At 59.3% G+C, this 13445-nt stretch carries 10 protein-coding genes; 6 read left to right on the top strand and 4 right to left on the bottom strand.

What is annotated here, in order from left to right; genetic code table 11:
- Positions 1 to 2 precede the first annotated feature (2 nt).
- A complete protein-coding gene (locus K8I84_RS01735; RefSeq protein WP_223793002.1) occupies positions 3 to 1421 on the bottom strand; it encodes an ABC transporter substrate-binding protein in 1419 nt (472 codons plus the stop codon).
- Between the two features lie 322 nt (positions 1422 to 1743).
- On the opposite strand from K8I84_RS01735, the gene K8I84_RS01730 reads away from it, so the two are divergent.
- Both K8I84_RS01730 and ilvD read left to right on the top strand, forming a co-directional pair.
- On the top strand, positions 1744 to 3684 hold the full coding sequence (locus K8I84_RS01730; protein ID WP_223793001.1) for a sigma 54-interacting transcriptional regulator: 1941 nt from the start codon (positions 1744 to 1746) through the stop codon (positions 3682 to 3684).
- A gap of 229 nt (positions 3685 to 3913) precedes the next feature.
- Positions 3914 to 5590 carry a dihydroxy-acid dehydratase gene (ilvD, locus tag K8I84_RS01725; protein WP_223793000.1) on the top strand — a complete coding sequence of 559 codons (1677 nt, stop codon included), beginning with the start codon at positions 3914 to 3916 and terminating at the stop codon, positions 5588 to 5590.
- A gap of 168 nt (positions 5591 to 5758) precedes the next feature.
- Here ilvD and K8I84_RS01720 read toward each other — a convergent pair whose 3' ends face one another.
- The 3 genes from K8I84_RS01720 to K8I84_RS01710 form a co-directional block, all read right to left on the bottom strand.
- A complete protein-coding gene (locus K8I84_RS01720; RefSeq protein WP_223792999.1) occupies positions 5759 to 6940 on the bottom strand; it encodes an acetyl-CoA C-acyltransferase in 1182 nt (393 codons plus the stop codon).
- A 175-nt stretch (positions 6941 to 7115) separates the two neighbouring features.
- Positions 7116 to 8267 (bottom strand): acyl-CoA dehydrogenase family protein, encoded by a 1152-nt coding sequence (locus K8I84_RS01715; RefSeq protein ID WP_223792998.1) that lies wholly within the window; start codon positions 8265 to 8267, stop codon positions 7116 to 7118.
- A 25-nt stretch (positions 8268 to 8292) separates the two neighbouring features.
- Positions 8293 to 9054 (bottom strand): SDR family NAD(P)-dependent oxidoreductase, encoded by a 762-nt coding sequence (locus K8I84_RS01710; protein WP_223792997.1) that lies wholly within the window; start codon positions 9052 to 9054, stop codon positions 8293 to 8295.
- A gap of 105 nt (positions 9055 to 9159) precedes the next feature.
- Here K8I84_RS01710 and K8I84_RS01705 point away from each other — a divergent pair, with 105 nt between their 5' ends.
- From K8I84_RS01705 to K8I84_RS01690, 4 genes are all read left to right on the top strand, one after another.
- The gene (locus K8I84_RS01705) at positions 9160 to 9603 is read left to right on the top strand and encodes a MerR family transcriptional regulator (RefSeq protein WP_223792996.1); all 444 of its coding nucleotides are present in this window, start codon (positions 9160 to 9162) and stop codon (positions 9601 to 9603) included.
- A 75-nt stretch (positions 9604 to 9678) separates the two neighbouring features.
- Positions 9679 to 10845, top strand: coding sequence for an isovaleryl-CoA dehydrogenase (locus K8I84_RS01700; RefSeq protein ID WP_223792995.1), 1167 nt, complete (start codon positions 9679 to 9681; stop codon positions 10843 to 10845).
- A 170-nt stretch (positions 10846 to 11015) separates the two neighbouring features.
- Entirely contained in the window at positions 11016 to 12623 is a 1608-nt protein-coding gene (locus K8I84_RS01695; protein ID WP_223792994.1) for a carboxyl transferase domain-containing protein, read from the top strand.
- A gap of 15 nt (positions 12624 to 12638) precedes the next feature.
- Positions 12639 to 13442 carry an enoyl-CoA hydratase-related protein gene (locus K8I84_RS01690; protein ID WP_223792993.1) on the top strand — a complete coding sequence of 268 codons (804 nt, stop codon included), beginning with the start codon at positions 12639 to 12641 and terminating at the stop codon, positions 13440 to 13442.
- Positions 13443 to 13445: the final 3 nt, after the last annotated feature.

The following is a 13445-nucleotide window of genomic DNA, read 5'->3' as shown; positions in this document are numbered from 1 at the left end:
GGTCACACCCTCCCGATGGCGAAGCTGCGGGCATACTCTTCCGGCTTGGTCGGATCGAACGTCTTACCCATGATGGTGTGATTCTTGTAGGTTTCGCTCGGTGCGGAATAGCCCATTTCCTGCATCAGCTTGCCGGTTTCACCCGCCAGGTAGACCTGTTCGGCAATGGCCTTGTAGTCCACATCACCCTCGATATAGCCCCAGCGTTTCATCTGGGTCAGTATCCAGACGCCCATGGAATGCCATGGGAACGGATCGAAATCGATACGGTCCGGCACGTTCTGCACCTCGCCCAGCCCGTCCGCGTAGTAACCGGTAAGCACTTGCTGTATCACCGGCACCGGCTGGTTCAGGTAGTTCTTGGGCGCAATGGCCTCGGCAATTTCCTTGCGGTTGTCGGTGTTCTGGGAGTATTGGGTGGCGTCGATGATCGAACGAAGCAGTGCGCCGTAGGTATTCGGGTTCTCAGTCGCAAACTTCTGGCTGCAGGCGAAAGCACAGCAGGGGTGGCCTTCCCAGATGTCCTTGGTGAGGATGTGGATGAAGCCCACTTTCTCCCATACCGCACGCTGGTTGAATGGGTCTGGTGACAGGTAACCATCCAGGTTTCCGGCACGCAGGTTGGCGACCATTTCGGGTGGTGGAACCACGCGGATCTGCACGTCTTTATCGGGATCCACACCGTTCTCGGCCAGGTAATAGCGCAACAGGAAGTTGTGCATGGAGTACTCGAACGGCACACCGAACTTGAAGCCTTTCCAGTCCTTCGGGTCGCGCTTGTCCTTGTGGTCTACGTGTAACACGATGGCCTGACCATTGATGTTCTCAACCGCTGGCATGATGTAAGGCTCGGGAGTGGACCCGGCACCCATCGTCATCGCCAACGGCATCGGCGTGAGCATGTGTGAAGCATCGTATTCGCCGGCCAGGGATTTGTCCCGGGCTACCGCCCAGCCAGCGGTTTTGGTCACCGTGACATCCAGCCCGTAACGCTCATAGAAGCCCATGGGGTGGGCCATGATGATGGGAGTCGCACAGGTGATCGGCACGAACCCGACGTTGAGCTTGGTCTTCTCCAGCTTGCCCATGGATTCTTTGACCGCCGCCTTGGCCTTATCCATCGGAAAGACGCTGCCCAGCAGCGCAGCGGCCGAACCCGCCCCCATCATCTTCATGAAGCTGCGGCGATTAAAGTCGTTGTGGCCAAACACCGAGCGAACTACCGCACTCTCAATGGCCCGATCCAACATGGCCTCCGAATCGTCGGGTGCATCGGACGACTTCGCTTCCTGAACTTTCTGGACGGTAGGGCTCAACAGGCTTGAACGGGTTCCCGGCTGGCAGGTCGGGCATTCGCAGGCTTTTGAATGAATCAGGGACTGATCACCGTCGAACGGGTTTCCAAGGCTTTTCATGGTCATGGGCACGCTCCTTTGTCATTTCGGTCATGTTTTGCGCTGTCTTGGTGCAACTGGCGATTTTTGCCCCAAAACCTGATTCAGGGCTCGCCCGCCAAAACCTTTCGGCGTTCCTTCTGAATCCCACTAACGCAGAGTTCGTGCCACCACCCGATAAATTCTACAACCATATGTTTTTTATTGACTTTATCCATACCACCCTATTGCGACCGAACTACGACATTTCGTAGAAAACGAAATCTCGTCAATCCAGAAACGAAATCTCGTAGTTGGCACAGCCTTTGTTTCATTTACTGCAGCCAATAATGATCAGGGAAGAAATGGAATGGATCCCACGCTGCCGAGCCAAAGTTTCAGTAACCCCGAACCCGCCGCCCAATCCGCGGAATGGATTGAACAACTGCCAGAAGCCGCTCTGCTGGTAGACGCAGGCGGTGACCGGATTCTCGCTGCCAACAATCCGGCGGCCCGACTCGCCGGAGTGGACCGACAGTCGTTGATCGGAAGCGCCTGTACCCGGCTATTTCCGGGGCAACGTCCGGCGCTGATCGCATTCACCGAAGAAACCCTGTTCCGCAACCTAAGCTGGAGCCGAGACTTCAGCCTTCGCCACCGGGACGGGCACTCCGTGGACCTGGAGATCTCCGCCTCAAGGACCGGAGACGCCGAGGCCCTGACCGTTCTGCTCCTGCTGCGGGATTGCCAGCAGCTTCGGAACCTCAGGGAACGCCACGAGGTCAATCGCTACCATCAGGGCGGACTGCTGGAATGGCGTCGGGTGGAAGAACTTTTCCGGGACATGGAGCGGGAAAACCAGCTCATACTCCATGCGGTGGGTGAAGGCATTTACGGTGTCGACGCGGAAGGCCGGACCACGTTCGTGAATCCGGCCGCTGAACGTATGCTCGGATGGCGTGCCGACGAACTGATGGGACGGGTGATGCACAGGGTCGCTCACCACTCGCACGAGGACGGTTCTCTTTATCCACTCAAAGATTGCCCGATCTACGGAGCCTTCCGTGAAGCCGCCGTCCGGCGTGTGGATGAGGACTATTTCTGGCGCAAGGATGGCACGGGGTTCCCCGTGGAATACACCAGTACCCCTATTCTGGACAGCGGTCACCCCATCGGCGCAGTGGTGGTGTTCCGGGACATCTCTGCTCGCCTGCAGGCCCGGGACGACCTGAAGCAGGCATTAGAGGAAGTCGAGAGCCTTAAGCGCCGGCTGGAAATGGAGAATGCCTACCTTCAGGAAGAGCTGAGTGCCGAGCATCATTTCCACGAACTGGTGGGTCAGAGCGAGGCCATCAAAGGTATTGTCCGGCGCATTGGTCTGGTGGCGCCCACCGATGCCAACGTGCTGATTACCGGCGAGTCCGGCACCGGCAAGGAGCTGATCGCCCGCGCTATCCATCAGGCCAGCGAACGGCGGGACCGCCCGCTGATCCGGGTGAACTGTGCCGCCATTCCCAAGGACCTGTTTGAAAGCGAATTCTTCGGCCACATCAAGGGTGCCTTTACCGGGGCTGTCAGCGACCGGATCGGCCGGTTCGAACTGGCGGATGGCGGCACCCTGTTCCTGGACGAGGTTGGCGAGATTCCCATCGAACTTCAGGGCAAGTTGCTCCGGGTTTTGCAGGATCAGCAGTTCGAACGAGTGGGCGAAAACCGCACCCGGGCCGTGGATGTTCGGGTAATCGCCGCCACCAACCGGGACCTCAAAGCCGAAATTCGGGAGCGTACCTTCCGGGAAGACCTGTATTTCCGCCTGAACGTCTTCCCCATCGAATCCGTACCGCTGCGCCGGCGGGTGGAGGACATCCCGCTGCTCGCCCAGGAATTCGTCAACCGCGCCAGCCAGAAGTTCAACCGCCCCTACTTCCAGCTCCGCCAGCGGGATGTCGAGTTGCTGTCCACCTACAGCTGGCCGGGCAACGTGCGGGAACTGGAAAACGTGATCGAGCGACTGGTGATCACCGGTGACACCAAACTGGATGTCGAGCTTTCCGGCACAGGGGAGGATTCTGCATCCAGAGGCTCGACCACGCCCATCCCTGCCAGACATTTCAGTGGCGAATTGATGACGGAAGAGGAACTGCGAGAGCTGGAAAAAAGCAACCTGATCCGGGCGCTTCAAATGACGGGGGGCCGGATTTTCGGGGGCGATGGTGCTGCGGTATTGCTGGGTCTCAAACCCACCACTCTGACCTCGAGGCTGAAAAAACTCAAAGTCGACTGCCGGGCCTTCCGTGATCCGGCTGGCTGATCATGTAGATTAACCTCTGGGCCAGAGAGGCCCGGCGTACAGCTCCCAACAAAGGCCATGGAAACAACCGAAGAATTCCTCCACACCGGCCCCGATGCTGGTTGGCTCCCGTCCAGTTGCTATGCTTCAGTCTCAGTGGGAAACACTGCATACCGTGACTGGTGTTGAACTGGCATCAGACGCCGTGGCACGGTTTCGGACAGCATGAACGGACCATGAGGAGCTGACCATGACGACGGACAAGCGGCGCCGGTATTCCGCACCGGTGGTAGATGGCATCAACAAGTCCGCCAGCCGGGCTATGTTACGGGCGGTCGGGTTTTCCGATGAGGATTTCCGCAAACCCCAAGTCGGCATCGCCTCGACCTGGAGCAACCTCACACCGTGCAATATGCACATCGACGGCCTCGCCCGCGAAGCGGCCAAGGGCGCGGATGAGGCTGGTGGCAAGAGCTTGATTTTCAACACCATCACCATCTCGGACGGTATCGCTAACGGTACCGAGGGGATGAAATATTCCCTGGTTTCCCGTGAAGTGATCGCCGATTCCATTGAAACCGTGGCCGGCTGCGAAGGCTTTGACGGGCTCGTGGCCATCGGTGGCTGCGACAAGAACATGCCGGGCTGCATGATGGGTCTCGCCCGGCTGAACCGCCCTGCGGTGTTTGTCTACGGCGGCACGATTATGCCCGGTGACAACCACACCGACATCATTTCGGTCTTTGAGGCTGTCGGTGCTCACGCCCGGGGCAACATGGACCTTATTGAAGTCAAACAGATCGAGGAAACCGCGATCCCCGGACCGGGTTCCTGTGGAGGCATGTACACCGCCAACACCATGGCCTCAGCCATTGAAGCCATGGGTATGAGCCTGCCGGGCAGCTCGGCCCAGAATGCCGTCTCCGACAGCAAACTGGCCGACTGCGAAGCCGCCGGCGCAGCCGTTCTCAAGCTTCTTGAAGCGGATATCAAACCCTCGGATATCATGACCCGCGACGCCTTCGAGAACGCCATTACTGTGGTCATTGCCCTCGGGGGCTCAACCAATGCGGTGCTGCATCTGTTGGGGATGGCCAGCACCATGGGCGTGGAGCTGTCACTGGACGATTTCGTACGCATCGGCAAACAGGTGCCTGTCCTTGCAGATCTTCGCCCGTCCGGCCATTACATGATGTCAGAACTGGTCGCCATCGGAGGCATCCAGCCATTAATGAAAATGCTGCTCGACAGGGGGCTGCTGCACGGCGACTGTCTGACGGTCACTGGCAAAACACTGGCTGAGAATCTCGCAGACGTTACTCCCTACCCTGAGGACCAGCAAATCATCCATGCCTTCGATAACCCCATCAAGGCCGACAGCCATCTGCGCATCCTGTACGGCAACCTCGCCCCCGAAGGTTCCGTCGCCAAGATCACAGGCAAGGAAGGCACCCACTTCTCTGGCCGGGCGCGTGTATTTCATTCTGAAGAGGAAGCACAGGAACGAATCCTGGACGGAACAGTGGTCGCCGGTGACGTGCTGGTTATTCGTTACGAGGGCCCAAAGGGTGGTCCGGGCATGCGTGAAATGCTGAGTCCCACCTCCGCCATCATGGGCAAGGGGCTGGGCAGCGATGTAGCCCTGATTACCGATGGTCGGTTCTCCGGCGGCAGTCATGGTTTCGTGGTTGGTCATATCACGCCGGAAGCCGCGGTGGGTGGGCCGATTGCGCTGGTGGAAGATGGCGACAGCATCACTATTGATGCCGTGAACAACACCATCTCCGTGGACGTTCCCGAGTCGGAAATGGAGCAGCGGCGAAAAGCGTGGCAGCAACCAGAACCCCGGTTTACCCGAGGTGTGCTGGCGAAATACGCCCGCACCGTGAGTTCTGCCTCCACCGGGGCCGTGACGGATCTGCCCTGAACTGGGCCAGGCGCCAGAATGTTCTGGTGTCTGCGCTCCGTGGCGCCAACAAAGGGGGAAGTGAGGAGGTAGACCTTTTCTTCTGGGAAAAGAAACTCGCTGCGCTCAGACAGCTTTTCCCGCCAGAAAAGGCCTACCTCCCCACGTCAAACAACCTGATTGCGGCTACTACAGCAACTCGATAGCCACCGCAGTCCCTTCACCACCACCAATACACAGGGATGCAATACCCCGCTTCAGGCCACGCTGTTTAAGCGCATTAATCAGGGTAACGATGATCCGGGAGCCGGACGAACCAATCGGGTGCCCGAGCGCACAAGCGCCACCGCAAACATTGACCTTCTCTTCCGGCAGATCCAGCGCCTGCATGGCCGCCAGGGTAACCACCGCAAAGGCTTCGTTGATCTCGAACAGGTCAACGTCGTTCACCGACCAGTTGGCCTTTTCCAGCACCTTCTCTACCGCCCCAATGGGCGCCAGGGTGAACTCGGATGGCAACCGGGCGTGTGTGGCGTGAGCCACGATGCGCGCCTGGGGCGTCAAGCCGCGAGACTCCGCTTCGGCGGCGGAAGCCAGCACGAGAGCCGAGGCGCCATCACTGATGGAACTCGAGTTGGCGGCCGTTACAGAACCGTCTTTGGCAAACGCCGGCTTCAGGTGCGGGATTTTGTCCGGTCGGGCATTACCCGGCTGTTCGTCGGTATCGACAACCGTTTCACCACCTCGACCAGAAACAGTGACCGGCGCCATCTCGTTCCGGAACCAGCCGTTCTCGATAGCCGCCAGCGACTTGTTCAGCGAGCCGATGGCGAACTGGTCCATGGTTTCCCGGCTGATGTTCAGCTTGTCTGCCGTGCGCTGGGCGAACACACCCATCAGGCCGCCTTCGTAGGCGTCTTCCAGACCATCCAGAAACATGCTGTCCATCACCTGGCCGTGACCCATGCGCATTCCGGCCCGTGCCTTGGGCAGCAGGTACGGGGCCTGGCTCATGTTTTCCATGCCACCGGCAATCATGATGTTGTTGGTTCCGGCTTTGATCTGGTCGTGGGCCATGATCAACGCCTGCATACCGGAGCCGCACATTTTGTTGATGGTGGTGCAACCGGTGCTGTCGGGAATACCAGAGGCGCGGGAGGCCTGTCGGGCCGGTGCCTGGCCGAGACCACCCGGCAGCACGCAGCCCATGATGACATCCTGTACGTCAGCCGGCTGGAGGCCTGCTTTTTCGATAGCAGCTTTGATGGCTACCGCGCCGAGTTCCGGCGAACGCACGGAGCTGAGGGCGCCCATCATGCCGCCCATTGGGGTTCTTGCTGAGCCTGCGATTACTACGTCGTTTTTGTTCATGTTTGATGTCCTCTGATTCCGGAGTTTGAGGACGCGGCGAGGTCATTCAGGGACTCGCTGTGAATACGTCCGTGTACGCTCGACCAAAACATCCATGTTTTGGACGGTCCATGAAAGACTTCTCCACGCCCTCGGCAAACTTTGGAGATTGCCGCCTTTATTCTTTGTTGCTCGCTCAGGCCTTACCCAAAACTGAGCGGGCAATAATTTCTTTCATAACTTCAGACGTACCGCCGTATATCCGCTGCACCCGGGCATCCATGAACGCCCGAGAAATCGGGTACTCGGTGGTGTAGCCGTAGCCGCCGAACAGCTGCAGGCAACCATCAGCCACCCGGCACTGCATTTCAGTAGCGCTGTACTTGGCCATGGAGGCGGTTGGGGCGTCTAATTCACCGCGTTCGTAGGCTTCCACGCACTCCTGCACAAAGGCCCGGTTGACCCGGTAGTCGGTTTCCATACGGGCAATCTCAAAGCGGGTGTTCTGCAGCTGGGCAAGCTTCTGGCTAAACAGCTCGCGCTCCTGCGCATAAGCAATGGTGAGATCCAGCGCGCCTCGGGCGGCGGCTACGCCAAGGGCGCCAATCACCAGCCGCTCGCGAGGAAGCTCCCGCATCAGGTACATAAAGCCCTGCCCTTCCTCACCCAGCAGGGCGGAGGCAGGAACCCGCATGTCCGAGAAGAACAGCTCCGAGGTATCGCCGGAATGCTGGCCGATCTTGTCCAGATTTCGGCCCTTGCTGTAGCCCGGAAGCGAGGTATCCACCAGGAACAAACTGATGCCTCGGGCACCGGCGCTCGGATCCGTCTTGGCCGCAACGATCACCATATCGGCGTGCTGGCCGTTGGTAATGAAGGTCTTGGAGCCGTTCAGGATGTAGTCGTCGCCGTCCTTCACTGCACTGGTGCGAATGGCCTGCAGATCGCTACCAGCGCCCGGTTCGGTCATAGCGATAGCGCCCACGGCTTCGCCAGACACCATTTTCGGCAGCCACTGCTGTCGCTGTTCGTCGTTACCGATGTGGGTCAGGTAAGGGGCAACGATGTCGGAATGCACCATCACGTTGGTGGACAGCGCGCCAAAGCCCAAGCGAGCCATCTCTTCGCCGACTACCACGGAGTACTGGAACGGTGCTCCGCAGCCCTCGAACTCTTCTGGCACGTCCACACACAACATGCCGGCGTTGCCGAGTACGTTCCACAGCTCCCGGGGTACGATGCCGGATTTTTCCCAGGCTTCGTAATGGGGCTTTACTTCGGTTTCCAGCGCCTTGATAACGGAATCCCGAAACAGGGCCAGTTCTTCTTGATCGACAGGGGTTGTCATTGTTCTCTCCCGCAGGGTACTGCTGTTACTTCGGGGCCATGCGCAGGGCGCAGTCAAGGCGAATCACCTCACCGTTCAGGATCGGGTTGCGCACCATCTGATCCACCATCATGCCGAATTCTTCCGGGTTACCCAGGCGCTTCGGGAATGGCAGCGTGTTGGCCAGGCTCTGCTGAACTTCCTCAGGCATGCCCGCCATCATCGGAGTCATGAACAAGCCCGGGGCAATGGTGTTGACGCGAATACCTTCACGGGCCAGCTCGCGAGCCGCCTGCAAGGTCAGCGACACCACACCACCCTTTGACGCACTGTAGGCAGCCTGGCCGATCTGGCCCTCGTAGGCGGCCACTGAAGCGGTGTTGATGACCACGCCCCGCTCGCCATCGGCATTGGGCTCACGCTGAGCCATCTCAGCTGCAGCCAATCGCAGCATGTTGAAGGTGCCAATCAGGTTGACCTCAATCACCTTGCTGAAGTTCTCCAGCGGCATCACACCCTCACGGCCAAGGATCTTGGCGGCCGGGGCAATACCGGCGCAGTTCACCAGAATGCCACAGGGACCGTGGGCTTCACGGGCTGCCGCGAAAGCGGCTTCTGCACTGCTGGTGGAGGCGACATCACACTGGGCAAACACCCCACCGATTTCGGCAGCAACCTGCTCGCCCCGCTCGGCATTCATGTCGAAAATCGCAACTTTACAGCCTGCGGCAGCCAGCGTTCGCGCCGCGCCCTCACCCAGGCCGGAAGCACCACCGGTCACAATGGCGGGTACGTTTTTGAATTCCATCATCTTCTCCTGTTTTCGGAATTTGTTTTTGTGCTCAATATGATCAGAAAACACCTTTACGTTTACGTAAACTTTATCTAACCTAGACAAAAAAAGGAACTCAACATGACCACCAAAGACACTTACACCATCAGCGACCTCGCCAAAGAGTTTGACGTTACGACCAGAACAATCCGCTTTTACGAGGCGGAAGATCTGCTCAAGCCCGCCCGCCGGGGTCAGACCCGCATCTTCAGTAAAGGTGACCGGGTTCGGCTGAAGTTGATCCTGCGGGGTAAGCGCATGGGGTTCTCCCTGGCAGAAACAAGAGAACTGTTCGACCTGTACGACAACAGCCTTAAAGGCAGCGAGAAACAGCTTTTGCTCATGCTGGAAACTCTGGCACGCAAGCGTGAACAGATAGAGCAGCAGAAGAAAGACATCGAAATGATGGAGCAGGAAATGGACTCCGCCGAAGCGCGGTGCCGTGATGCGCTGGCCGAACTTCAGAAGAAAGCCGGTCGAAAAGCAAGCTCGTCCAAGGAATCAAAAGCAACAGAGGCCGGGTAAGCCGCACTCCAAGTGCCGCACCCCGCCCAGATCAATACACGATTACTGAACATATAGAACAAGAAGGTAGGCCCAATGAAATCACAGTACTCAGAGCTCAACTTTGGCCTTGGCGAAACCCTCGACATGCTCCGCGAGCAGGTCAACAGCTTTGCCGCCGCCGAAATCGCCCCCCGCGCCGAAGAAATTGACCGCACCAACGAGTTCCCCATGGACCTGTGGCGCAAGTTCGGTGACATGGGCCTGCTGGGCATTACCGTCAAAGAAGAATACGGTGGTTCCGACATGGGCTACCTGGCCCACGTGATCGCCATGGAAGAAATCAGCCGGGCGTCTGCCTCCGTCGGCCTGTCCTACGGCGCCCATTCCAACCTGTGCGTGAACCAGATCCACCGCAACGGCACCGAAGAGCAGAAGCAGAAATACCTGCCCAAGCTGGTGAGCGGTGAGCACGTCGGCGCCCTGGCCATGTCCGAACCCAATGCCGGTTCCGACGTGATCTCCATGAAATTGCACGCCCGGGAAGAAGGCGACCACTACGTGCTGAACGGCAACAAAATGTGGATCACTAACGGCCCGGATGCACACACCTACGTCATCTACGCCAAGACCGACCCGAAGGGCGGTTCCAAAGGTGTGACTGCCTTCATCGTTGAACGTGACTACCCGGGCTTCAGCCGCCACCAGAAGCTGGACAAGCTGGGCATGCGCGGCTCCAACACCTGTGAACTGGTATTCCAGGACTGCAAGGTCCCCAAGGAAAACGTGCTGGGCGGTGTCGGCAACGGTGCCAAAGTCCTGATGAGCGGCCTCGACTACGAGCGACTGGTGTTGTCCGGCGGCCCGTTGGGCCTGATGCAGGCGGCGATGGATGTCGTGGTTCCTTACATTCGTGAACGCAAACAGTTTGGCCAGGCCATCGGCGAGTTCGAACTGGTACAGGGCAAGGTGGCGGACATGTACACCTTCATGAACACCGCCAAGTCCTACGTCTACATGGTCGCCCAGTCTGCCGATCGTGGCGAAACCACCCGCAAAGATGCTGCCGGCGCCATCCTCTACTCCGCCGAAATGGCCACCAAACTGGCACTGGACGCCATCCAGCTGCTGGGCGGCAACGGCTACATCAACGAGTACCCAACAGGCCGCCTGCTGCGGGACGCGAAACTGTACGAAATCGGCGCGGGCACTTCCGAGATTCGCCGCATGCTGATTGGTCGCGAGTTGTTCCTGAATAAATAAGGTTTCAGGACTCCAACTCCCAAGTACGTCGAGGGGGTGGGGGTTCGCCCTTCCGGGAGTGTCTGTGGCCAAGGATGGCCACAGCCAAGCACACAGGGATGTGGCCTTTGGCGCCTCCCGGAAGGCCGAACCGCCAGCCCCGGATGCCCGAATCAAAGAAGGCTGGGAAAATGACCATACTCCAGAACAAAATAAACCCAAGATCGGAAGAATTTCAGGCCAACCATGATTCCATGGCGGCTGCCGTCGCAGACCTGCGGGAAAAAGTCGGCATCATCCAGCAAGGTGGCGGCCCCACCTACCAGGAACGCCACACTTCCCGGGGCAAACTGCTCCCCCGCGAACGCATTAACCGCCTGCTCGATGACGGCTCCCCCTTCCTCGAAATCGGCCAGTTCGCCGCCTACAACGTTTACAAGGATGAAGTCCCCGCCGCCGGCGCCATCGCCGGGATCGGCCGGGTCTCCGGCGTTGAGTGCATGATCGTCGCCAACGACGCCACCGTTAAGGGCGGCAGCTACTACCCGCTGACCGTCAAGAAACACCTGCGGGCTCAGGAAATCGCCCAGCAGAACCGCCTGCCTTGCATTTACCTGGTGGACTCTGGCGGCGCCAACCTGCCCCACCAGGACGAAGTCTTCCCGGACCGGGACCACTTTGGCCGCATCTTCTACAACCAGGCCCGCATGTCCGCCGAAGGCATTCCCCAGATTGCCGTGGTCATGGGCCTGTGTACTGCCGGTGGCGCTTACGTGCCGGCCATGGCCGATGAATCCATCATTGTACGTAACCAGGGCACCATCTTCCTGGCCGGCCCACCATTGGTGAAAGCGGCCACCGGCGAAGTCGTCACTGCCGAAGAACTGGGCGGTGCCGACGTGCACTGCAAAACCTCCGGCGTAGCTGACCACTACGCAGAAAACGACGCCCATGCGCTGGAAATCGCCCGCCGCTGCGTGTCCAACCTGAATCTGCGCAAGCCCGTACCGGTGGAAGTGAAGAAGCCGAGCGAACCGCTGTACGACGCCAACGAACTTTACGGCATCGTCGGCACCGACCTGCGCAAGCCGTATGACGTGCGCGATGTGATTTCCCGCATCGTCGACGGCTCCGAGTTCGACGAATTCAAACGCTACTACGGCCAGACCCTGGTCACCGGCTTTGCCCACATTCACGGCTACCCGGTGGGTATCATTGCCAACAACGGCATCCTGTTCAGCGAAGCCGCCCAGAAAGGCGCGCACTTCATCGAACTGTGCTGCCAGCGCAACATCCCGCTGCTGTTCCTGCAGAACATCACCGGCTTCATGGTCGGCCAGAAGTACGAGGCCGAAGGCATTGCCAAGCATGGCGCCAAGATGGTGATGGCGGTGGCCTGCGCCAACGTTCCCAAGATCACCGTGCTGATCGGCGGATCGTTCGGTGCGGGCAACTACGGCATGTGTGGCCGCGCCTACAACCCGGACTTCCTTTGGATGTGGCCGAACGCCCGTATCTCGGTGATGGGTGGCGAACAGGCCGCCGGCGTGCTGGCACAGGTGCGCCGCGAAGGCTTGGAGCGCAAGGGCGAGCAATGGAGCGCCGAGGATGAAGCCGAATTCAAACAGCCGATCGTCGACAAGTACGAAGAACAGGGGCACCCCTACTACGCCAGCGCCCGCCTGTGGGATGACGGCGTGATTGACCCGGCCCAGACCCGGGAAGTGGTCGCCCTGAGCCTGTCGGCCACCATGAACCGCCCCGCCGAGCCGACGCGCTTCGGCGTGTTCCGCATGTAATCGAGGAGACATCGAATGTCAGAACAAGAAACAGCGGTTCTGCTCAGACGCCGCGATGCCGGTGTCACCGAAATCGTGCTGAACCGTCCAGACAAGCGCAATGCCTTTGACGATGTGATCATCCAGCAGCTTATCGGCGCACTGGAAGAAGCGAATACCGATGCCGCCACGCGGGTGGTTGTCCTTCGCTCCGAAGGCAAGCATTTCTCCGCCGGCGCCGACCTGGGTTGGATGCGCCGCATGGCGGACAACAGCCATCAGGAAAACCTGGACGATTCCCGGGAACTGGCCCGCCTGATGAACGTACTGAACCACCTGTCCAAACCGGTCATCGGCCTGGTTCAGGGCGCAGCTTTCGGCGGTGCAGTTGGACTGGCGGCCTGCTGTGACATTGTCATCGCCACCGAGACATCCAGTTTCTGCCTGAGCGAAGTGAAGCTCGGCCTGATTCCCGCCGTCATCAGCCCCTATGTGGTCAGAGCGATTGGCGAGCGACAGGCCCGCCGGTACTTCCTGTCCGCCGAAGTGTTCTCCGCCCGACAGGCACAGGATTTCGGCCTGGTTCATATCGTCTGTGACGACTTGGACGCCATGGATCAACACTGCGATGAACTGATTCAGCAACTCGCTCAAAACGGCCCGAAAGCCATGACCGCGGCCAAGGACCTGATCTTCGCTGTCAGCCAGAAACCGATTGATGCCGAAGTGATTGACGACACCGCGCAGCGTATTGCCAACATCCGCGTGAGCGACGAAGGCCAGGAAGGACTCGGCGCCTTCCTCAACAAACGCAAGGCCAGCTGGGTTCCGGAGGTATAACAA

Origin of the sequence: Marinobacter sp. F4216 (assembly GCF_019931195.1) — a bacterium.
Lineage (GTDB): Bacteria > Pseudomonadota > Gammaproteobacteria > Pseudomonadales > Oleiphilaceae > Marinobacter > Marinobacter suaedae.
Note: the sequence above shows the minus strand (reverse complement) of the source record. Positions and strands in the feature narration are given on the sequence as shown.